General features: G+C 37.6%; 31 protein-coding genes. 1 reads left to right on the top strand and 30 read right to left on the bottom strand.

Going from position 1 to position 20381, the window contains the following annotated elements:
* Positions 1 to 64 precede the first annotated feature (64 nt).
* Positions 65 to 1501, bottom strand: coding sequence for a calcium-binding protein (locus B1B04_RS08640; protein ID WP_079561052.1), 1437 nt, complete (start codon positions 1499 to 1501; stop codon positions 65 to 67).
* Between the two features lie 340 nt (positions 1502 to 1841).
* Between B1B04_RS08640 and B1B04_RS08635 the strand changes: the two genes are divergently transcribed.
* Positions 1842 to 2036, top strand: a complete 195-nt coding sequence (locus tag B1B04_RS08635; protein WP_079561051.1) for a hypothetical protein — start codon at positions 1842 to 1844, stop codon at positions 2034 to 2036.
* Positions 2037 to 2076: 40 nt separating this feature from the next.
* Here the strand turns inward: B1B04_RS08635 and B1B04_RS08630 are convergent, their stop codons facing one another.
* The 29 genes from B1B04_RS08630 to B1B04_RS08480 form a co-directional block, all read right to left on the bottom strand.
* Positions 2077 to 2418, bottom strand: coding sequence for a YhjD family protein (locus tag B1B04_RS08630; RefSeq protein ID WP_094075086.1), 342 nt, complete (start codon positions 2416 to 2418; stop codon positions 2077 to 2079).
* Entirely contained in the window at positions 2415 to 2636 is a 222-nt protein-coding gene (locus B1B04_RS08625; RefSeq protein WP_079561050.1) for a transcriptional regulator, read from the bottom strand. Before B1B04_RS08625 ends, B1B04_RS08630 begins: the two co-directional genes overlap by 4 nt.
* Positions 2637 to 2790: 154 nt before the next feature.
* Complete coding sequence (locus B1B04_RS25355; RefSeq protein WP_170938934.1) at positions 2791 to 3504, bottom strand: N-acetylmuramoyl-L-alanine amidase; 714 nt, start codon at positions 3502 to 3504, stop codon at positions 2791 to 2793.
* Entirely contained in the window at positions 3497 to 3757 is a 261-nt protein-coding gene (locus B1B04_RS08610; RefSeq protein ID WP_079561048.1) for a phage holin, read from the bottom strand. Before B1B04_RS08610 ends, B1B04_RS25355 begins: the two co-directional genes overlap by 8 nt.
* Entirely contained in the window at positions 3747 to 4055 is a 309-nt protein-coding gene (locus tag B1B04_RS08605) for a hypothetical protein (protein ID WP_079561047.1), read from the bottom strand. The genes B1B04_RS08610 and B1B04_RS08605 overlap by 11 nt, the downstream gene beginning before the upstream one ends.
* Positions 4056 to 4602: 547 nt before the next feature.
* On the bottom strand, positions 4603 to 4758 hold the full coding sequence (locus B1B04_RS08595) for an XkdX family protein (RefSeq protein ID WP_079561045.1): 156 nt from the start codon (positions 4756 to 4758) through the stop codon (positions 4603 to 4605).
* A complete protein-coding gene (locus B1B04_RS08590; RefSeq protein WP_079561044.1) occupies positions 4758 to 4973 on the bottom strand; it encodes an XkdW family protein in 216 nt (71 codons plus the stop codon). Before B1B04_RS08590 ends, B1B04_RS08595 begins: the two co-directional genes overlap by 1 nt.
* On the bottom strand, positions 4973 to 6505 hold the full coding sequence (locus B1B04_RS08585) for an Ig-like domain-containing protein (protein WP_079561043.1): 1533 nt from the start codon (positions 6503 to 6505) through the stop codon (positions 4973 to 4975). Before B1B04_RS08585 ends, B1B04_RS08590 begins: the two co-directional genes overlap by 1 nt.
* Positions 6505 to 7107, bottom strand: coding sequence for a hypothetical protein (locus B1B04_RS08580; RefSeq protein WP_079561042.1), 603 nt, complete (start codon positions 7105 to 7107; stop codon positions 6505 to 6507). The genes B1B04_RS08585 and B1B04_RS08580 overlap by 1 nt, the downstream gene beginning before the upstream one ends.
* Positions 7100 to 7408 (bottom strand): hypothetical protein, encoded by a 309-nt coding sequence (locus B1B04_RS08575; protein ID WP_079561041.1) that lies wholly within the window; start codon positions 7406 to 7408, stop codon positions 7100 to 7102. The genes B1B04_RS08580 and B1B04_RS08575 overlap by 8 nt, the downstream gene beginning before the upstream one ends.
* Entirely contained in the window at positions 7405 to 8073 is a 669-nt protein-coding gene (locus B1B04_RS08570; protein WP_079561040.1) for a hypothetical protein, read from the bottom strand. The genes B1B04_RS08575 and B1B04_RS08570 overlap by 4 nt, the downstream gene beginning before the upstream one ends.
* Positions 8066 to 9244 carry a baseplate J/gp47 family protein gene (locus B1B04_RS08565; protein WP_079561039.1) on the bottom strand — a complete coding sequence of 393 codons (1179 nt, stop codon included), beginning with the start codon at positions 9242 to 9244 and terminating at the stop codon, positions 8066 to 8068. Before B1B04_RS08565 ends, B1B04_RS08570 begins: the two co-directional genes overlap by 8 nt.
* Entirely contained in the window at positions 9222 to 9578 is a 357-nt protein-coding gene (locus tag B1B04_RS08560) for a contractile injection system sheath initiator (protein WP_079561038.1), read from the bottom strand. Before B1B04_RS08560 ends, B1B04_RS08565 begins: the two co-directional genes overlap by 23 nt.
* A gap of 11 nt (positions 9579 to 9589) precedes the next feature.
* Positions 9590 to 10129, bottom strand: a complete 540-nt coding sequence (locus B1B04_RS08555; RefSeq protein WP_079561037.1) for a Gp138 family membrane-puncturing spike protein — start codon at positions 10127 to 10129, stop codon at positions 9590 to 9592.
* Positions 10126 to 11013 carry a phage protein gene (locus B1B04_RS08550; RefSeq protein ID WP_079561036.1) on the bottom strand — a complete coding sequence of 296 codons (888 nt, stop codon included), beginning with the start codon at positions 11011 to 11013 and terminating at the stop codon, positions 10126 to 10128. Before B1B04_RS08550 ends, B1B04_RS08555 begins: the two co-directional genes overlap by 4 nt.
* Complete coding sequence (locus tag B1B04_RS08545; RefSeq protein WP_079561035.1) at positions 11006 to 11323, bottom strand: phage baseplate plug family protein; 318 nt, start codon at positions 11321 to 11323, stop codon at positions 11006 to 11008. The genes B1B04_RS08550 and B1B04_RS08545 overlap by 8 nt, the downstream gene beginning before the upstream one ends.
* Positions 11324 to 11350: 27 nt before the next feature.
* Positions 11351 to 11833: a phage baseplate protein gene (locus tag B1B04_RS08540; RefSeq protein WP_079561034.1), complete on the bottom strand. Its 483-nt coding sequence runs from the start codon at positions 11831 to 11833 to the stop codon at positions 11351 to 11353.
* 13 nt (positions 11834 to 11846) lie between these two features.
* A complete protein-coding gene (locus tag B1B04_RS08535) occupies positions 11847 to 13976 on the bottom strand; it encodes a tape measure protein (protein ID WP_079561033.1) in 2130 nt (709 codons plus the stop codon).
* 183 nt (positions 13977 to 14159) lie between these two features.
* The gene (locus B1B04_RS08530; RefSeq protein WP_079561032.1) at positions 14160 to 14426 is read right to left on the bottom strand and encodes a hypothetical protein; all 267 of its coding nucleotides are present in this window, start codon (positions 14424 to 14426) and stop codon (positions 14160 to 14162) included.
* Positions 14427 to 14431: 5 nt separating this feature from the next.
* Complete coding sequence (locus B1B04_RS08525) at positions 14432 to 14818, bottom strand: phage structural protein (RefSeq protein WP_079561031.1); 387 nt, start codon at positions 14816 to 14818, stop codon at positions 14432 to 14434.
* Positions 14819 to 14830: 12 nt separating this feature from the next.
* A complete protein-coding gene (locus tag B1B04_RS08520) occupies positions 14831 to 15853 on the bottom strand; it encodes a DUF3383 family protein (RefSeq protein ID WP_079561030.1) in 1023 nt (340 codons plus the stop codon).
* A 4-nt stretch (positions 15854 to 15857) separates the two neighbouring features.
* Positions 15858 to 16352, bottom strand: coding sequence for a phage neck terminator protein (locus B1B04_RS08515; protein ID WP_079561029.1), 495 nt, complete (start codon positions 16350 to 16352; stop codon positions 15858 to 15860).
* Complete coding sequence (locus B1B04_RS08510; protein WP_079561028.1) at positions 16331 to 16678, bottom strand: hypothetical protein; 348 nt, start codon at positions 16676 to 16678, stop codon at positions 16331 to 16333. The genes B1B04_RS08515 and B1B04_RS08510 overlap by 22 nt, the downstream gene beginning before the upstream one ends.
* Positions 16678 to 17148, bottom strand: a complete 471-nt coding sequence (locus tag B1B04_RS08505) for a hypothetical protein (protein ID WP_079561027.1) — start codon at positions 17146 to 17148, stop codon at positions 16678 to 16680. Before B1B04_RS08505 ends, B1B04_RS08510 begins: the two co-directional genes overlap by 1 nt.
* 1 nt (position 17149) lies before the next feature.
* On the bottom strand, positions 17150 to 17509 hold the full coding sequence (locus tag B1B04_RS08500; RefSeq protein ID WP_079561026.1) for a DUF4054 domain-containing protein: 360 nt from the start codon (positions 17507 to 17509) through the stop codon (positions 17150 to 17152).
* A gap of 11 nt (positions 17510 to 17520) precedes the next feature.
* On the bottom strand, positions 17521 to 17832 hold the full coding sequence (locus B1B04_RS08495) for a hypothetical protein (protein ID WP_079561025.1): 312 nt from the start codon (positions 17830 to 17832) through the stop codon (positions 17521 to 17523).
* Between the two features lie 14 nt (positions 17833 to 17846).
* Entirely contained in the window at positions 17847 to 18752 is a 906-nt protein-coding gene (locus B1B04_RS08490) for a DUF2184 domain-containing protein (protein WP_079561024.1), read from the bottom strand.
* A gap of 14 nt (positions 18753 to 18766) precedes the next feature.
* Entirely contained in the window at positions 18767 to 19213 is a 447-nt protein-coding gene (locus tag B1B04_RS08485; protein WP_079561023.1) for a structural cement protein Gp24, read from the bottom strand.
* A 12-nt stretch (positions 19214 to 19225) separates the two neighbouring features.
* The gene (locus B1B04_RS08480) at positions 19226 to 20338 is read right to left on the bottom strand and encodes a DUF2213 domain-containing protein (protein ID WP_205756633.1); all 1113 of its coding nucleotides are present in this window, start codon (positions 20336 to 20338) and stop codon (positions 19226 to 19228) included.
* Positions 20339 to 20381 lie beyond the last annotated feature (43 nt).

Below are 20381 nucleotides of genomic sequence, written 5' to 3'. Positions count from 1 at the left end.
AATTAAGCTAATGGGCTTAAATTTTTTAATTTCTTTCCTCTATAACTTAGTGATTCTTTCTGTATTAATTAAGTGTTGTTATACCACTGTTCATGGCACCAGCTAAGCCTTGAAGGATACGGGATGCTCCAGCTTCTGCTTTCACACCAGTATTAGTTGAAACGATGTTATACGGAAGTGCTGCTGAACCTGCTTTGTTTGCAATTGCAGAAGTCAATTTACCAGAGGTTACCAGAGTGTGACCACCATACCAAGCTGTTGTGTACAGATAAGCTGTTACAGATGCTGCATCAGCATTACTTTCTTGCAGCATGTTGTACTGTACATTAGAGTTAGCAATAAAATCTGCTCCTGGAGTGAACGTAGAAGTAAAGTGTTGATAACCCGCAAGAGCGTAACCTGCTGTTGGAGCAGATGGACTACCAGGATATTCTGAACCACCTGGAGCTGCATTTGGACCGCCTGGCATAAAGTTAGGAAGACCAATTTCGAACGAACGTCCTTCGTTTAGAATTTGAGTGTTGTAGTAGTTCATGATTTCAGCTGCTGTTTGTTGACAAACGTGAGAACTTAAAGCAACTGCATTTTTGAATTGAGGAACTTGTGTTGTTAAGCCTAATTCAGCAATTCGGTAAGCACGAGCTGCAAGGTTAAGACCCCAGATAACGAATGCGTTGTAACCAGACGATGGGAAATACCCTCGCATTTGGTCAATTTTACTCCCATTGCCATTATCACCTGCACGACCTGCACCTATGTTTACACAAAGTTCAGTTAAACCATTGTTATCACGAGAGTTACCGTATGATTGACGTAGGCGTGTACACATTTGTGTGAACCAAGCGCTTAAGTCAGAATAGATTGCATTACCAGCACCGTTAATAGCTGCATTGATAAAGTGAACTGCACCTAGACCAAGAGTTACACCATTAAGTGCTGTAGGAGCATGTTTTGTACCAGCTAATGCTCCAACACTAACTGTTACCCCTTTACCATTTGATTGATTTACATTTTTGTAATCAGGTTGAGCAGTAATACGAGTGTAGAAGTTGCTAACATAATTAGTAAGTAATGTACGAAGTTCAGTTTGAGTTACCGGATTAGATGAACTAGCTTGTGTATATGAAGCCATATTAGCATCTTTGGCTAGAGCTAATGCTGCATAAGCACCTAAAGCTAAAATCGGGTTTTCTGGACCGACGTTGGCTGGATTAGCTGGGTTAATAAATGCTTTGTAATTGATTAAAATACGGTGAATACGAGTTAAGATTTGACCACGAACTGTCGCAGAAGATGCGTTAGAGTAAAGAGATGTCAAGAATAGCAATTGACTTCCTGCACGTTGACGTTTAACTCCTACTGATTTATCTGGTGTACCAAAAATATCATGGAAGTTAGTTTTTGAACCTGAGTCGGCTGCCAAACGTACTGCACCATCACCCATAATGTTAGTAAAGATTTTTTCTGCTTCTGTTTTGACTGTGAATGCCAAAGATATCATCCCCTTTTTATTTTATAAAAAACTCCCTTTGTCAAGAACGTTTGTTCTTATTTTTATTATAGAACAAACGTTCCCTTTTATCAAGGGATATATTCTTTTCAAGGAAAATAAATGAAGAAAACCATCACAATTATATACCATGGTATATAATAAGTATATAAGAAAGGGGTGAACAAAAGTGGATTACGATAAGATGATTCTAGCACCTAGTAGCTATCGCAACAGTCGCAAACTTACTTACAAGGTCAGCCAAAAACATAAGCGATATGAAAAGTAAGAAAAAAGAAAAGCGACCCACTCCCGCAAAGAAGAAACGTCGCAAATAAAGGAGAGATATACGTTGACTGAGAATAAAACATCTGAAGCACAGAAACGCGCTACACAAGCGTATCGAGAAAAAAATAGAGAAAAGACACGTAAACAATCAGCAAAGAGTGCTGCTAAAACGTACATTAATAAATACTGCGATTTAGACGATCTAGCTGAATTAAAACATTTGGTAGCAGCCAAAGAAAAGGAATTACTAAGTGAATAAACAAAAAATGACCAGGTGCTCACATTTTATGAGCGTCTGGTTAATTATTTTGGTGACTTAATAATAAATTTTCTACCTGCGTTTTAATTGCTTGATTTGCATATCGCAGAACAACATCATTTCCTGCCGTCGCTACATGTACATCACTAAAGTATTCGTCTATCTTTTCCAACTTTACTAATCTTATTTTTTCTTTAGCCAATAGCCTCTTAGCGTTGTAATAATCTTGCGTTATGTCTTTTAGTAACCTTTCGAGGATTGGTAAATAAACTTTACTCATTTTCAAATTTTCTATTACCGAGAAATCACGTTGTAATGATTGTATGGCCATTTCAAGAATCAAGAATTTATGAAATAGTTGCCTTTGTTCAGGTTTCATCATACAACTTCTCGCTCCTTGTGGAAGACTGGAACAACCGCCAATACACTATCAATCATAAATGTACGTTTTGCCTGTCTACTGAAGCAGTATGCTTGAAACGAATCTCCTACAACCTTAATGACTTTGATACGCCTTTTTGATATTTCACCAGACTTAGCCAAATACATCATATTCACAAATTGATTACGTTGCATTGCTTTAATCAATTGTTCTTTCATCATTCCACACTCCTTTAAACAAGAACGTTTGTTTGTTTTATTTTAGAACAAATGTTTCTATTTTGGCAAGAAAAATATTTAGAAACGCAAAAAAAGCCCAGGCTCAAAATTAATTGAGTACCTGGGCATTTAAGTTCCAAGGCTGCCGATTTTATCATTTCACTTCATACAATTTTGTTGTTTTGCTCTCGTTGTTATAAACGAGTTTCAATCCTAATAACTCTGCGATTTCTCGCACCTGAACATGCGTCCTACCATCTATAATAACAGCGGGAATTGTCTTAGAATCATTGAGCATAATTTTCGCATCTGCTGGCTGTCCAGTTTGGATTTTTGCATATCCTAAATGCTCAGCTAAAATCTCTGCGATGGCAGTACAAATAACGTTGAAATTTTTATGATACAGGTCAACATCTACTTCGCTGTCAACAAAACATACTTCAATTAAAATAGCTGGTTTATAAGTGTTTTTAAGGAAATACAGCTCTGTACGTTGTTTAGGACCACGGTCTTTAAGTCCTGATGCTTTTGAAATTGCAGCACTTACTTTAGCTGATAAATCCTTCATATCGTAATACAATACCTCTACACCACGCGGGGCATCAGTAACATTTGCAGCGTTGAAATGAATGCTCCAGTCTAGTTCTCGTGTTTGTTTATTGTGATAATTTACGATAGTTTGGAGGTTTTGGTTTTGCGTAGTCGATGTATCATCATGAAATACTGAACCAGCACCGTTGTACTGTGTTGTTAAAATACGATGTACTTCATTTGTTACTTTTCGTGCCTCGTCCACCTCATCGATAAAACACTTGGCACCTCTAATTTTTAAGCTGTGACCACTAGAACCTACATATCTTTTAGTCATTAATATCACCCTTTCGTTCATACGTCATAGCTCTGTCACTATCGTTTGCACCTGGTGTTGTTGGATCAACAACAACTCCGATTAGCACTAAAAAAGCGAGCACAGTGTTAAATAACTCTGTAACTCGCTCGTTATAAATTGTTGTATCGTAGCCGAATAATGCCCCTATTTGTTGCACTAATAGTAGCAACAAAGAAAAAGCTCCAATTAAAAATGGTTTGTGTTTTAAACGTACTTTCCAATTAATCTTCATGTGCAATGTCCTCCACCTTATCAAGTCGTTTATGTGCCTGTTTTGCTGATTCTTCCACACGAGTAACGCGTTGTACTACATCTTGTACTTTTTGATCATTCTCTTTCATATCCAAACGAATATCTTTCATATCAATTTGAATATCATTTACACCTTTACTGATGTAATGTAACTGCATACTTACTTCTGCTGATTGCCTTCCATCATCTTTAATACTTTTAGTTTTATTGAGCTGATACCCTTGTATCGCTACAATTAGCGATAAAATCGTTAGTACAATGCCTAATTCTACTGTCAATTGCCCTCACCAATCCTTTGCCCTAAAATAAGTAACGCTGTCAGACACATCGAGAATCAGTAATATGTACCGTTGCCCATCTCGATTGCTCTCACAGCGTGTAATAAATAGAAAAGCACATCCATTTGGATGTGCTCTAAATTTTTTTTATAAAATGTGTAGTTGCTAGAAATGATACAGTATAAATAACTAATTTAATTGTTATATTGAAACTATACTATACCATTCCTTAAGTGCTTGGCTACATATTCTGTCCTCCAGGCTCCCCGCAAAGCGCCAAAGCAGCAACTATAATGAAAGTATTAAACAAATTTATCATCTCCAAACTAGGTATTGAATCTAAGATATCTGATATCACAGCTGATAGTACGCCACTATACATAACGCCTATAAACCATCCTTTATTACCCATAAAAACAGTTAAACTTTCATAGGTTGAGAGATTTCGAATCGAACGAAAAACAGCGAAGTACATATTTATACCTTTATTATATATAATTGTTATTAAACCGTAAATTCAATTTTCGTAGTTTTCATACAAATCAAACTAAGCCTTAGCTTGCGTTTCGAAATCTTGCTTTGTAATTTCTTTGTACTGCTCTGGAGTAATTTCACCGAACGGATTAGCATCAGTTTTCACAACAATTCGTAATTGTTCTGATGTTACCCATCTTGAGATAAAAGCAATTTGCCAAAAATTCATCACTCTCCACCGCCTTTCATTGAGATAACCTCTAGCTTTAACTGAGTAAGTTGTGAACCAAGACTATTAATCAAGAGGTCTTTTTGGATGCTTTTTACTTTTTCTTGAGCTAACTCTTCACCTAAAGATAGTACTTGTTCTTCGGTTGTAGGTATCAATCCAACTTTTTCAAGTTCACCTAGCGAACCATCTGGCAATCTCTTGCGTCTCAACATTATTCAAGCACCCCCATGATTAAATGGATTTTATGGTCAACGTCAATGTTAGGTCTAGTTGTAGTTAGTTTTAGAATGATATCGTCTTTCGGCTCCAACGTTTCATAATAAAACTCATCCTCCACAACACCTTCATATACCGGCACAGTATGCATTGCTGTAAGTGGTACATACGTTTCTTGTTCGCCTTTTAACGTCATTGATAAATCAACCTTTAAATCTAGGTCAGTATCACGTTGAACCCACAACAAAACGCCTTTTGCAGATCCCTTTGGCGGCTCGACTTTATATCGAGCTACGGATTGCAAAATAGGCGCATTCACAGCATTTTTATTGAGTTTAATTGTTTTGCTAGTTTTAGCACCGTAGTTATCAACGACTTCGATGACAATCGTATTCGCACCAACAACTAGCTGAGAAAGTGAGATTTCAAACTCCCACTCGCCACCTTTTCCACTATAAATTTCAACAGGATTATTAGCATTAATACGTCTAGTTACTTTAACGCTTGAATTAGCATCTTCATCCAAAGCAGTACCACTGATTTTAAATTTGTCCATATCAATAACACCTGAAGGTACAACAGCGTCTACAGATAAAAGTGGAGCTCGGTTAGGAACGACATAAAACGTACGATCAACAGTTGTAGATTGTGCTCCTTCACTCTCAACCGCCCATACCTTTAATTTATGCTCTACACCTTCAGCAAGCATTCCAGTAAGCACTGTTTCGCCATCGTACAACTTCCCACCTTTAAATGTGAGTTGCTTTGATAATGATATTTGCATCTGACTTAGATTCGTTGCTAAGACCTTTTTAGGTTCGCTATTGATTTGATAATACGCAGTTACTGATTGGTCTTTATCTGCATCGTAAGCATTGCCTGATATGTTTATTGTGTCGTTTTCGTACAGCGTTTGGTTGTTGCTAGGTGAGACTAATGTGACTGTTGGTGCGGTGTTTGCCTTAGTACCCTTTACATACCAATATCCATCAGTATGACGACCATCTGTTGGGTATGTTCCTTCTTCTGCTACTACGTTCGCCTGCACTAGTTCACCTTTTACGTATGACCAACTGTATAGAGTAGGCGTCATTTTATACATCGTTATGTGATACTGGTTTTCGTAGTTTTGGTTATCCCAGTTATCGAACATATTAACCATGTAAAAACCTTTAGCAGGTCCAGAAAGCACTTCTATAAAGAAGTGTCTATTTCCGTAAGACGGATTATTAGTAGTAATATCCCATACTTCTTTTATTGTTGAAGTATTAATAGGGCGTGAATCCATAGGCTTACTACGCGTAAACTTACCTGTCTTAGAGTTAAAAGATATTTCGTTGTATGCATATCCATTAGTTATTGGCGTTGTTACACCAACACCGTACTTTGCTTTTAACCATTCGTAAAAATAGCTCTCGAAAGAATAGGTGTGTATATATACCCTTTTCTCATAAATATCCTCGACCACATCATAGGTATAATATTCGTCCTTAATCGAGGTAAACTTGTCGTAATAATACTTTACCACTAGACCACCTCCACTAACTCTACATTATATGTCTGCCAATCACCGACACCCATTTCGGCATTTACCGTATCCACAGTCACATTACTGCGAGCTACTTTCGCACCTTTTTTATATGCATTTTTAAGAGCTTGTACTTTAATAGAGTCTGTACCTATCTCAGTGATAATAACATCCTCGCTGTGAAGATCATCAAAAATAGTGACTTGCGTAAATGGTGCAAAACCATTAACACTAGCCACTTTTAAAGTAGTTGTACCTATTATGACAGCCTCGATAATATCAGTCATTGCTTTGTCTAATATGATTTTATTACTGCTACCATCTAACGTGTCAGCGAACGTCCCGCTGTTACCTGGTACACGGCCATCTAACTCCATTTGGACACGCATACGTTCCATTTGCCGATACATTTCATTTAAAAAACGATAAGCATTAAAAATACCCCACTCGAAATTATTAGCGTACTCAGACATAAATGGTGTGCCTTCCTCAATGATTTCACCAGTGACAGGATCTTCAACATCATCATGCCATTGAATGCGCTCATACGGGTTTTTCTTAAAATTTAGAGGTATTTCGCCATTCATTAGTTTTTTATTCACTTACTTTCACTTCCTTCACTTCGAGTTGCAGAGGAAATGCAATTACATACCCCTGTGAACCTTTTTGATAGTTCATCGTTTTCACATACAATTCACGCCCATAACTATCGACTAAAGCAGCACGTGTTACTAAACCTTGTTCTAACGACAATTTCACATACTTCCTTAGTCCATATTTTGTACTAGTGTGATAGATTTCTTTGTCGTAAACGACACCATCAATAGTAACCTTGGCACCTGCAACAAGATTACTTAAAAATTGTTGTACTAAATCTATCATCAATGGTTGTATTTCATTCAATTCCTCACACCTCCTGCTTTAAATCTGCCGCACACTTTATTGTTCATAATGAAACCATAAGACTCATTGTGTATGCTTAATATTTCATCTCCTAATGCACCATGAGTTCTTGCTGTTTTAAAACGACCACAGATTTTGTAATTAATTTGCCATGCATAAGTGCCAGCGTGGAGTATTATAAATTCGTTTAATTCATTTAAAAAAATATAAATACCTACACCAGCAGCTTTTATTCTTTTGGTTAACGATTCTGGGACGCTTTTAGCAGATGAACGAATATTCAACAGTAATGTAGCTGGATCAAACTCCATCCAGCCTTCCTCAAAGCCAATGAAATCATTGCCCATGTACGCATCCATAATCTGATTCATTGTGTCTATATCGCCATCGGAAAGGTTAAGAACGCACTGAATTTTAATCATTTTACGATATTCTTCATCATCCCAACTGCCGCGCGCTATCCCTTCGTCTTTCCCGAGCCTATCTAAGCCATAATCTTCAGCTTGCTCTACATCCCAATACTTTAAAATTGTTTGCTGGATAGCAATGTTTTCTACGCCATTTTCAGCAATGATTTTTAGTAGCTTGTAGTTATTACTATCCTCACTATTAGCATACTGACGAGGCATACGGTCCAGTAATGTTTGCAGTCGTTCATTAGACAAGGTTCAACACCTCGATTTTGGATTCATCTGTTTCCCCGACTTCAGGAAAGGCGATTGCTACATTACGAGGTTTGTAAGTAATTCCATCTGTAGAGAACTCGACCCTTACATCCTCTATACCATCAATTGATAGGACACGTGCTTCTGCCTTTGTACAAATGACGTCTTTGCTCATGCCTACTCCTGGATAAAGCGTTTTATTGTAAGTGCCATCAACATATTTGATCAATTGCTCAATGACCAATTCGTCTCTGTTTAACGGATATTGTTTGCCCTTTTCGATATATACTTTTACAAACAAACTAACTGTTGTCGCTCTTGTAAAGCCAATTTCATGTATAATTCCACGATTATCTTTATAGGTAAATATAGTTTGTCCATAAGCACGAATGCCGCCACCTTTTTTTTGAAAGATAGCCATTGCAACATCTTCATCTAATCCGCCTAAAACAACTGTTTCAATAGAATGGGGTGGACGTCCTTCAGCATCAAAATCATTTGTATCGTTTTCAATAACAATAGCAGAGCGAACACCGTTAACATCATCAAGAACATTCGCTTCGATTGATTCAACACGTCTAGAACCTACCTTCCCCAACGAGTCGTAATAACGATCTTGTAATTCTGCGTCCGTTTCTTCATCTTGGCCATTAAAAAAAGCATCTGGATTCGTTACCGAATTGATGCCACTCTGTGGGTTTACGATAATTGAAATGTCATTTGGTTCTACATTGCCGATTGCACCATATTCCAGTGCTTCGACATTCAATCGATAGTTTCCATCTTCTACTGCGTCAACAGCTTCTAACGCTTTAAAATACACATTGTACTTCGTTCTGAATAAATCATCTAAATTAATCTTTGCGCCCTTATCTAAATTAACAATGACTCCACCACTTGCTTTCAGCCATCTCTTACGAGTGATTAAGGCTCGCATGACATTCGCTTCTAACGCTGCACCTTCGCTTGTATCAACAAATCGAGCATTATAAACCTGTTCAAGCTCTTCATTATCTTCAGCACGTTGTTGTGCTTGTAAAAATATGAATTTACCAAGAGGTGTGAGATCTGATAAATCGGCATCTTCACCAAACAAATCCCGAGCCTGTTCTTCAATAATCGGTAGATAATCGGCTGTACGTAATCGTTTAAACCCATATTTGGTTAACAACAGCTTCACCTCCTACCTCTTCGCCATATGTTGTGCGAGCTTTAAAATTAATGGTTAAAAACCGTTTAATCCGATTGAAATCGTAATCTACATTTAGTACTTCAACTACTCGTGGTTCCTGATATAAACAGTCGTGCATGGCCTGAACGATTTGTTTTTTATTAGGTAATTTTTGTTCGATAACCGCCCTTCGGAAACCATGGTTATCATCAAACATCCATTCACCTACTCGAGTACGCAACAATTGTTTAAGATTTTGAATGAGTTGGTCATCATCATGCACAAGCTCATTTAGCATCCAATCACCATTATCGTCATATTTAAGAGTGTGCATTTCTCCACCACCTACTCTATATTTGTGGCTAAATTTCTGCCATTTGCAGTGATATTACTACCAACAAATTCTATATCATCGGCTTCGACTCTGAATTTTGATGATTTTATATCAATTTCTCCAGCATCGTTTAATACTATTTTTGTTTGAAAATCCTTAGTGCCTATTACCACATCATTAGGATGCTCGTTTTGAATTGGATTTGTAAAAAGGTTAATTCCACCGATTATTAATGCATCATTGGCACTGAATGAACGACTAGCAGCATCGCCACCGCCAAACATTAGAGGGTCGATATCAGCCTGTGAGCAAACTACAAGTACCTTATCATCTTTTTTATATGGAATCTGAATTACGAATTGATCAGTTTGGTGAAATGCTATTGGTGCATCTAAAATAGGTGTGGCATCAGGATCATTAAGAGGTAATACATCAGCTCTAAATGTGTTCATGTCCACCTCTAAGATCCTGCAAATTAGACAAGTATTCACATTCATCAAACTTTCCTCAATAGATGCGCTCACAAGTTGAGTCATTGTAGTTTTTGTCATACCGGTACCACCTCGCACTCTGTGTAGTACTCTGTTCCTGATGTATCTCCTTTGTGTTCACCTTTTGATACACGGAACACCCCATTAACATTCCTTGATTTTAGTTTAATAATGACATCTGTTGTAATTTTGTGATTTAACAACATCTTAATTTTGTATCCTTTTATCTTTTTTTGGGGGTTCTCGGATTTAGATTTGGATTTTTTCTCATCCTTTGTTTCCTTTGTTTCCTTTGTTTCTTTTACTTTCTTTTCTTCCTTTACTTCTTCTTCAATTTCTTCTGGTGCATCAATTAAGCCTGTTTCTTTAGATATATCCAAACCTACTTTGTCACCTTTGGCTCGGTCACGTACATACATACGGCCTTTGTTGATATGCAGTTTCGCCTTACAATCCTTCGCTATTTCAGATACTAAGAACTTGATTTTTCCGTTAAGCGCTTTTCCTGACCTATAAATAAAATCCGTAGGCAAGTCAATGTCACCAATCGCAAGGCCTGCATCGCGAGCTAAATCTCTTAAGATTACGGATGCTGGTGTATTACGGGCATATGTTCTTTTGATAACACCTTGGGTATAGTCCAACGTGCAATCAATACACTTGAATGTAGTAATCTTATCTAAGCCTTCCCACTTTGTTTCCTTTTTCTTGAGTACGCCACTAAAAATTACTCCATTATCGTCAACATAGCCAGCGCTCAAAATAACTGCTTTGTTCACTGATATGGATTTTATTGTTTCGTCTTTAAGGTTGTAAACTTGGATGTCTATTGTATCTACTTTATCGTTATCACCAAAAGGAACACTAAATTTAATTGTTAATGGATCCGTAATTTCACGGTCGCCAACTATTAATTTAGTCTTACGCATGTATAAATTACTCATCTGTTTCACCTACATATAAAAAGACCGTCTCATACAGATTTTCGTAAGTGATACGAGTAGCTGAATTAGCGCGGTCTTTAGGAATTATTTTTACTTTTGGTAAGTCAATATCAACGCGGTTTCGGAATAACGGTCGATTAAGAATTAACTTTTCGCCAATCACTAGCGCGCCACCATCTTTGAATAAATCAACAGTGAAAAAGTCGTGAGCTTGGTTGTAATTTGCTTCTAACTCAAAAACTTCTCCTGCTAACTCAATTTCAAATGAGTATGGTATTTCATTTTTATCGATATCAATATACTCGTTCACTTACGCCCCTCCTGTTTTTTAGACGTTTTATTTTTTGGGTGGATTTGAATATTTTGTTTTGTTTGATTTTGAGTTTGCTGTAGGTGTCTTTTTCGTCTGTTGTCGTCCTTTTTGGGTTACAGGTTTTGTTTGCTTCTTAACTGGAATAGACACACTAACATATTTAGCAACCTTCCCTACTTTTATCTGTTTAAGTGTCATTGTAAAAGCGTAACCGTCTTTAATTTTAGCTTCGTAATCACGATTGAAATCAGTGATCACTACATGTTTAAGGGCTGTCATGTAATTAAAATCAATAATTACACCTTTTTCCCTGTATTCACGTAACTTTAGTACCTTTGCTTCAGTCGCATCTAGAATTACACCCGTTAACGAGATAGTAATAGGGTTACTTATAACATGGTCTGTTGTCTGCTCACCATCTTCCAAAGCATGGTCCGTTGTAGTAGAGGATTCAGGTATATTAATATTTGTTATTACATCAATTAATACATCTTTAATGTATGGCATTACATCAACCCTCCTACGTTGTTTGCATTTCTGAATCAAGAATATCACTAATAACTTCACGTACTTTTTGCGTGATATCCATGGCATTGTTACCTGAAATGTTAAAAATAAATTGATTTCCACCATTATTAGCAGTGGCATTGTTATCATTACTACTGTTAACTGGTTGTGGCATTTGTGGCGTTGAACCAGAATTATTTTCATCTAGATTTAACTCTGGTGTACCCGAACTACCTTGGCTCAATATCCCTGCACTTCGTAGCGCATTTGATTGATTTGCAGTTAGAACAGCTTCGTCTTTATGCAATTCAGCTACATAACCATCGAATGGTACTCGTTCCAAGCCTGTAGCGTGAGAACCTGAAATGAAATTCCCAACTGCGCCGGCTGCTTTACCTATCGCACCACCAATTGATGAAACCCATTCAGGTGGTTTAAAGCTTAGTATTGCGTTTTTAAAATCGATAAATTTATCATAAAGACCTTTAAAAAACCCTGTTACTGGTTGGATTTTAGACATCCCCCAATCATATATGGCACCAAATACCTCTTTTACTTTGCCCCACAGTTCGCCTGCTTTTTCCTTTACTGTATCCCAATTCTGATACAAGTACACACCGGCTGTTACTAACAATCCGATGGCTGTTACAACCATACCAAGAGGGTTAGCCCTCAAAGCTGCATTAAAACCTTTTGTGGCAATAGTAGATAAAAGTGTACTACTTTTAAATAAATCTAAAGCTGTTTTTACGGTGGAGATAGTTTTAAACACAGCGAAACCGCCTGCTATACCTGCCGTTGCTGCTATTACGACATCTTTATTATCCATCACCCATGACAAACCCGTTTTGAATCCATCAAAAGCCTTTTTTGCGCCATCTACAGCGGTTGATAATGTACCCCTTATTACATCGGCGAATGATGCAATGCCATCACTCGTTTCTTTTGGCAATCCGAATTTTTGCCAAATGTCTGATACATCTCCACTATCGTTCCATAGTGATGAAATGGTATCTTTTACGGCACTAGCAAAATTCATAACGCCGCTGATTTTCTCACTCAAACTAGCTGTATCAATGCTTTTTATACCGGATGATATAAATCCTAATGCTGTATTGAATCCCTTACCTAGTTTGCTGACAACGTTTTCTATCGATTCCAAAGGCGTATCTTTCAACGTATCCTGAATCGATTGAATAATGCCAGCCGTACCTCTTGTCACTGCGGTTTTCATATTGCTCCATGATGTAGCGATACCAGAACTACTCTCCTTAGCGATCTCCGCGAATCCGCCTACACCGCCATTAAGCGAAATTATCTTTTTGTTAAAATCATCGAATGTGATTTTGCCTTTTTGTAGCGCACCATATAAATCACGTTGCGCCGACTTGCCTGTATAACCAAATGCTTCGGCCGTTTTATTAAGTGCGAATCCCATCGTTTCTTGTAACGTTGACCAACTATCAGCTTCAACTTTACCCTTAGATAGCATTTTTACATACTGATCAAGACCACGTTCCGCGTCTGCTGACGTTGACCCCGACGCGATAAATGCGTTATTTAACGATAGCGCTGTATCTGTAGCCATATCCAAATCGCCGGTCATAAGTGCAATATTCTTTGTACTTCCGACAATACCATCTAACGTTGTTGGTAGGCCCTGAATACCATCAGACAATTTATCAATACTAGCTGACGACTTTTCACTAGCAAAGCCCATTTTTTCCATAACAGTAGGGAAACCGTTTAGTGTATCAATACGACCTATAGCCCCATCTACTGAACTTTTAACCATACCAATAGCTTTATCAATAACTTTGACCGCACCAACGGCCGTGCCAACACCGATGATTGTGCTTTTTAATCTACTAAAACCACTACCTGTTTCACCGACTTTCTGGTTTAGTTTTCCGACACTTTGAACACTCTGATTCATGCCACTGTTAACAGATGCAGCAGTGCTCATACCAACTTTCCCCATCGAACTAAAACCAGATGATGTTTTACTCAGTTTTGACCCAAATCCAGTTAACGAACGCTGAACTTCATCCATCTTTTTATCTATTTGATCAATAACTTTAGTTGCTTCATCCTGAAAATAAATGCCGACAAACATATCTCGCATGCTACCAGCACTACTCATTTAATCACCCCTAGCATTTTTAAGGATGCGAGTGTTTCTAAAATGGTGTCATTATCCCATTGTTCTACAGCGTGAGGATCCATCTTATAGTGATATCCAATAACATATTTCCACCACTTCTCTTTTGCTTTCTTTCCATAAAAAGAAGGGATGCTTTGCACCCCTGAAAGATTTTTTAATTTATTATTGTCCTGTTCGAAGAAATGTAAAGGCTGCGGTAGTGACCTCCTCTAACTCCTCCCAAGTCTCAAAGTCATCCATTTTCAATCCATTAGGTACAACTACAACATGTTCTAAAATTTGTGGCATCATTTTTGAATTCAAAACTTTCCCCTGTAACCCTGTTCCAATATCAACAATTTCAGCTTGTTTTGAATTAGGTACGGTTTGAAAAGTGTATTCATTGCCTGCTGTTGATTTAAATTCTTTCTTTTTAGGTGTAAATGTCATTTGAATTAATCCTCCTTGTATTGTGCTGCTAATATTGTGTATTCAACTGCGTCAACTTCAGCGCCGCGTGAAAATGTTGGGTTTTTCGAAAAGTGACAATTTAAACCACTTACACGTTTCTTTCGTTTAGAATCAGTAATCGAAACATTAAATGGTTCCTTTGATTTTAATAAAGCATCTAACATAGGCAATACACTCGAATCTTGTTTTAGCGTAAATGTAAAAGTACCTGTCTCGTCTGCTGATTCATTATAAGTAACGGCTCCATCAGCACCAACATGTTGAGAAAAAGTATCTTCATTTTTCTCTGCCTCAACCGGTGTACCATCCATAAATCCAGTGAGTATAATACCTCCGACAACAGATACTGAATCTTTAAAATTAAAAATCATTAAAAAACCTCCTTAAACCGTTAGTACACCACGGATTTGTACTTTTTCGAATGCTCCTGAAATAGTAGCCGTCCATTGAATATCTGGAAGAATACGTTGAGCAAGTATTTTCTTTGGAATGTCTGCACGTCTGGGGAAGGTAATAGTATACATCGGATTACCAGCGTCATCACGAGCAATGATACCCTCTCCGGTAGTTGTGTTTTCTACTGTTTCCGACAGAACGCTTTCAATTTCACTTACAACCAAGCCGATACCTGCATCCGTGCCAGGAACTTTATCTCTAAGCGCAAGTAAGTGAAATACTCTCTCAGCAATACGTGATTTAAGATAATGTGTTGCTTGAATCACATCAATATATTCACCACTTGTTGTAACACCTCTTGAGTTCAATAGCAGACCTGCTTCATTGATGTAAGTCGATGCATTCGCATCATGAATACGATTAATCATATGATCACTATATTTTGCTGCTGGTACACCACTTACATTTTTAAATGTCCATGTATACGAGCCTATTTTTTTTGGAGCACAAACACCAATTAGGCCTTCTGCAACGAACGTATCTGGTTGATCATGCACAACAACGAAAGCATTGTCATATAATTCACGTATTTCCTCAGTTAATTCTACATTTGATGTCGTGACACCGTAGATTTTATCTTGAGTATTAGTCCATTCTGCGAGAGCCTTAATCTCCTTGTCACCTTGCTCAGTACTGACCACATAATAAAAATCTTTATGAATTTTAATTAATTCATTTAGCGCTGTTGTTAATGCTGTTGGATCATCTTTATTAGAATCGAAAACAATGCCATACACTGCTATTTCTGCAGGCTTTGGATTTTGACCAAACATACGAGATAACAATTTATATTCTTTTGTTGTTTCAGCGATGTCTTCGGTAACACCTTCAATGCCTGTATATTTCTTGTAATCTATAGCTTTACTGGTAGCTAATACCAAAGGTACTCCGAAACCCTTTTCCGAAACTGGCTTTGTTTCTCTAGAAATCTCTATATCAACAAACCGCATTTAATCACCTTCCTAATTTCATTTCTACTTCTACTTTGTCGAAGTAATCTACTTCATTTTCATCAACGTCTAGGTATCGAATAATCACATCAAATCCCCATTTTTCATCATAAGAATCGATTAAAAAAGTAGTACGATTCTCTACCTCTGACACATCAACAATCGCAACATCGATTTCCTCTAAATAAAGAGAACCACCATGTGCAAACCACTTACGAAGCTTTTTAGCTATCTCATAAGAGTTGTCATGTGTAGTTCCATAAGAGTTAAACGAAATTGTGGCATTACGTTCTTCTGTCCGATTTTCTATAAGAACATTGGGTTCATCTCGATAGGAAATATCTTCTTGACCCACGCCTTTACGATCACCTATCACCTTATATGTTGCGTATGGTAATTTCGGTAAGTCTCCTGGTTGATCTGCACGAATTATTGTTAAATCCGTATCGGTTGCGAGTTGTTTACGAATTAATTTAATTAAATTAATTTTTCTCGCCACCTCAACAAATATATATTGACGTCTGTATACTCGGAATAATCTTTAAAAGCTTGCAGAGTATATTTTTGGTCTTTGTACTCCACCTTAGTTCCTTCTGGTATTTGGTCAACAGTTAGTAATTTCTTTTCTTTAACTGTGTATGTGCCGTTTTCAGCATATTTTAAGTCATCATTACTGAGAGGTAGTATTACCCCTATCATTTCCTTAGGTGCTTCTTGCCCTGTAACCCATTCACCATCAACGTAGCCACTTTCACCTTGCAAATGAGCGATGAATGGCACACCTTGAGACTGGATAACAGAAGCAAACAACATTTTTTCAGGCATTATTTCTTCACCACTCTATAAGTAATTTTACTAAGCAAGCCTCCAGCGCCACCTTTATTAATCAATGGATTACTAGATCCCTTTTGATCAATGGTCGACTGTGCATTGGGTGGAGTATCTAAATCTACTATTTTTTCTTGAATATCTCCTACCATCTTTGCTCCTAAGTCTTCACATAATATACGAACATCTAATTTAGAATCCAACACAAGTGGTAATCGCTTCTTAACAAACTTGGTCCATGCATCTTGTTTTTCCTCAAATACGGAACGCATAAAAGAACGTTCAGGAATATTGATATTCGCTTTTTTAGTCCTTATTGTCATACCGAATTCATGAACTCTAGCTATCATCACGTATTCTCCATCGCCAAATATCCCAACTTCAACAGCATAGCTATTTAAATCTTTTATAACTTTTTTTAATTGAGGAATCCTAGTAATGTTTCTTATCTGTATATTCTTACTCATATCATAACACCATCAAATTGATTGATTTCTTTGGTTTTATTTGTTCCTCTAATTCATCTAAAATACGTTGGTATTCTTGGCCCCACTTTGATGCTAAAAGCCCGATGTTTTTATTTGGGGCACTGTATTGACGTTCGATTATGTCAACTTTTTCGCGGATTACCGTTTGATCCTTGCTTACACTTAAAATAGCTAGATGCGCTGCTAAATATCGCGCTAATCGCTCCTGATATATCTCTGGAACAGGCAAAGAGGACACTTCAAGCGAAGCATCCTCAATGTACATGGTTAATCTTTCATCCGAAATTGAAGTAAATTCATCACTTAGCATATGAATGCGCTCAATTGACGTTAATAACATGTGAATCCCTCCTATTTTTCGGGATTTTTCAACTCTTCAATGCGCTTATCAATGGCATCTAGAACTGTTTTACGGTCCTCTTCAGCTTTCAAAGCCTCTAGCATGTCAATGTCAAACGCATCTTCAATCATCGCAATTGCATCCTTTGCAGATGGTCTTGTTTTCTCATTGTCATAGACAAACTCGCCTTTATCATTAAGATGTTTCATCAGTGGATGAGTAAGAAAATGTTCGAATTCCTTTTCATCCACTTTATTTGTACCAGGAACAAGTGTTAAATCATTTGCTGTATATGAGTGATTACCTTTGTTTTGTACTAACATTGATTGGTCCTCCCTTAAATTCCATCTGCACGGCAAATAGCCATCGGATATCGAATGATTAAACCTGTTGTACGTTCTTCGAATGGCACTTTGGTATTTGGGAATGCGTACTCTTGTGGATGACGTATAATATCTAACGGAATCCCAAGTTCTACAACGTCTGGTGAAGAATCAAGGACCACAAAACACTCTGTACCCGCCAACCCCTTTTTAGCTAGGTCGTTTACTGTTTCAATACGTTTAAACCAGTTTTGAGATTTAATGTACTCCAACACCGATTGTTGCGTGAACTCGTTAAATGTTTTTTCGAGCTCTTCGTTTGAATCCGGCGTTACTAACAACGTATCAGCTTCATGCCCGTTTAATTTATTAATCATGTTTTTTGCTTTACGAATGTCAGCTACGATTTCTTTGCCTGTCTTGTCTTTCCATTTCGTAGAAGTGCCTGCCTCGTTTTGTGGTGTCGCATATACCTGAATACCAACTGAATCCGTTAAACCTTTAATTCCATGAGTCTTATCACCTGCGAAAGCGATTTGATTTTCCTTTTCAGCAATGGCCTTTCGTACAGTATCAGCTTTTGTAACATCAATCGGACGTCCTGCCATTTGCGCCTCACGTACTTCCTGAACACCGATATTAAAAGCTGCGGCAATGGAGTATATTTTCACTGTTTCTTCTGTTAAGTCTGCGTCCACTAAAGGTACATCTGTTGCACCTGGAGCTAAGATTTTAGCAGCACCTGAGCGAGTTAAAACATCATAGCTATATGTTTTAGCTCCTGCCGGAATATCCGTTTTTACACCGAAAATAGATCGTGCTTTTAATTCTGAAGCATGTGGTTCATACACACGCTGATCAATTGCGTTTAAATCTTGAGGGCGGATTAAAGCATCTCCGCGATATGATGGATTTGTCATGTAAAAGTTCCTCCTTAAGGTAAGTTAATTTCGATTTCTACTAATTGATTTGCTGTAGCATTTGCTTTGAATACAGCACCATTGATAGCTACTTCACCATCAATTGTAAATTTTTGAGTTGCAGGGTCCACTTTAACAGCTTGGCCATTGATAACGTCGCCACCAGCAACTACAAAAATGCGACCACGTTTAACAATCGCTGCCGGTTCACCTACTGGATAGTTTTGATCATCTTTCTTTTCCACCCAGTCATGAATGTTTTGAGCTAAAGCAATACCGATTACTGCACCACCTGTAGCTATCTGCTTAATTGCTGTGCCTGCGGCATTAAGTTGTACTGCTGCACCAAATGGTACTATTGCTTCTACTGCGTAAGTATCTGCTAAGTATTCTTGGTAACTTGATAATTGACCGGCTTTACCAGCAGGTTGCATGTAATCTGGATAATTTGTAATAGGCATGTAAGTTCCTCCTTATTTACGCATGTTTAAGCGTTTATTTTTAAGTTCTTCTAAATCTTTATTGTTAGATGAATCACCTGTGTACGCACTATTAGGACCAGTGCTTGAGAAGCCATTTGATTGGACCTGTTCTACAGTTGCATCAAAAAAGGCGTTGATATAGTCGTCTGACTTACCATCGCCTTTAAATTCCTCTTTAGTTGTCGCAATTACTGCCTCTTTAATTTCACGTTCTGTTTTACCAGTGAAGTCGAATGAGTCCCCAAGTAAAGGTTTTGCTGTGCTGATTAACCCTACACGTTCCTCTACTTTTTTATCTAACTCATCTGCAGATACTTGTTTTGCTTTTGCATTCGCAAGCTCGTTTTCAGTATTTTGTAACTTCACTTCCAAAGCATCGAAACGTCCTTGCAAAACATCCAAGGCATCTGTCTTTTTCTTTTTATTTTTCGGATCTTCCTCATCATCCTCGTCTTTTGAAGATGTTAAGCTTTCGATGTGCGCCTTAACCGCTGGATCAATCTCATATTCTTTTCCGTTAATTTTGTATTTGACCAAAATTGTTCCTCCTTTATGTTTATCCTCTTCGGAATCAATTTGCCATGCGTCGGAATCAGAACGAATAGCAACCTCTGAACCTGCACGACCTTTTTCTACAATCGCAATATGATTAATTTCAACATTTCGCTGAACATATTCGTACTGATCGCCGTTGTATATTCCACTTTCTGCAACAACATCCGATAAGAAACCAATACTGATTTCGTTATATCCATCATGTATTTTTTTAATGAGCGCCTTATCCGTTACTGTCAATGAGATATAAAGCTTAAAGTCTTCCACACGTGAATCTGTGTGGCTCATCCCTTTTGCGTAAGATTGATAATTATCAACCGTCACTGGTACTTCTGGATGGCCATCTGTAACTGGCTTAGAACGTGCTGAATAAATAGTACGGTCACTAAAAATATCTTCTGGCAGTTTCGCCTCCATTTGAACCGAACCATCTTGCCGTTGATATGGAAAAACACCAGGACGAGTAATCGGTACATTGACCGTTAAATACCCTTCTGGTGTTTCCATGTAGTCTTTTATATAAGATGTGTCGTAACGTTGTAGTTTCAATGTTTCACCCCCTTTCAAAAATAAAAAGAGAGTTGTTAACACA

It is taken from the genome of Lysinibacillus sp. KCTC 33748 (genome assembly GCF_002237755.1).
Classification (GTDB): Bacteria; Bacillota; Bacilli; order Bacillales_A; family Planococcaceae; genus Lysinibacillus.
The sequence above is the reverse complement of the archived record's forward strand: the minus strand, read 5'-3'. Positions and strand labels throughout refer to the sequence as shown.

Bases quoted from the DNA above. Each gene is read 5' to 3' on its own strand.
- B1B04_RS08520 (WP_079561030.1), bottom strand. From the start codon at position 15,853: ATGCGGTTTGTTGATATAGAGATTTCTAGAGAAACAAAGCCAGTTTCG.
- B1B04_RS08590 (WP_079561044.1), bottom strand. From the start codon at position 4,973: ATGTTGAGACGCAAGAGATTGCCAGATGGTTCGCTAGGTGAACTTGAA.
- B1B04_RS08490 (WP_079561024.1), bottom strand. From the start codon at position 18,752: ATGACAAATCCATCATATCGCGGAGATGCTTTAATCCGCCCTCAAGAT.
- B1B04_RS08610 (WP_079561048.1), bottom strand. From the start codon at position 3,757: ATGAAGATTAATTGGAAAGTACGTTTAAAACACAAACCATTTTTAATT.
- B1B04_RS08550 (WP_079561036.1), bottom strand. From the start codon at position 11,013: ATGAGTAATTTATACATGCGTAAGACTAAATTAATAGTTGGCGACCGT.
- B1B04_RS08530 (WP_079561032.1), bottom strand. From the start codon at position 14,426: ATGACATTTACACCTAAAAAGAAAGAATTTAAATCAACAGCAGGCAAT.
- B1B04_RS08555 (WP_079561037.1), bottom strand. From the start codon at position 10,129: ATGACAAAAACTACAATGACTCAACTTGTGAGCGCATCTATTGAGGAA.
- B1B04_RS08540 (WP_079561034.1), bottom strand. From the start codon at position 11,833: ATGCCATACATTAAAGATGTATTAATTGATGTAATAACAAATATTAAT.
- B1B04_RS08495 (WP_079561025.1), bottom strand. From the start codon at position 17,832: ATGTTAGTACAAAACAAAGGTAATCACTCATATACAGCAAATGATTTA.
- B1B04_RS08560 (WP_079561038.1), bottom strand. From the start codon at position 9,578: ATGCACACTCTTAAATATGACGATAATGGTGATTGGATGCTAAATGAG.
- B1B04_RS25355 (WP_170938934.1), bottom strand. From the start codon at position 3,504: ATGACTAAAAGATATGTAGGTTCTAGTGGTCACAGCTTAAAAATTAGA.
- B1B04_RS08510 (WP_079561028.1), bottom strand. From the start codon at position 16,678: ATGCCTGAAAAAATGTTGTTTGCTTCTGTTATCCAGTCTCAAGGTGTG.
- B1B04_RS08500 (WP_079561026.1), bottom strand. From the start codon at position 17,509: ATGTTATTAACGTCAATTGAGCGCATTCATATGCTAAGTGATGAATTT.
- B1B04_RS08485 (WP_079561023.1), bottom strand. From the start codon at position 19,213: ATGCCTATTACAAATTATCCAGATTACATGCAACCTGCTGGTAAAGCC.
- B1B04_RS08630 (WP_094075086.1), bottom strand. From the start codon at position 2,418: ATGATGAAACCTGAACAAAGGCAACTATTTCATAAATTCTTGATTCTT.
- B1B04_RS08640 (WP_079561052.1), bottom strand. From the start codon at position 1,501: ATGATATCTTTGGCATTCACAGTCAAAACAGAAGCAGAAAAAATCTTT.
- B1B04_RS08535 (WP_079561033.1), bottom strand. From the start codon at position 13,976: ATGAGTAGTGCTGGTAGCATGCGAGATATGTTTGTCGGCATTTATTTT.
- B1B04_RS08525 (WP_079561031.1), bottom strand. From the start codon at position 14,818: ATGATTTTTAATTTTAAAGATTCAGTATCTGTTGTCGGAGGTATTATA.
- B1B04_RS08625 (WP_079561050.1), bottom strand. From the start codon at position 2,636: ATGAAAGAACAATTGATTAAAGCAATGCAACGTAATCAATTTGTGAAT.
- B1B04_RS08505 (WP_079561027.1), bottom strand. From the start codon at position 17,148: ATGAGTAAGAATATACAGATAAGAAACATTACTAGGATTCCTCAATTA.
- B1B04_RS08595 (WP_079561045.1), bottom strand. From the start codon at position 4,758: ATGAATTTTTGGCAAATTGCTTTTATCTCAAGATGGGTAACATCAGAA.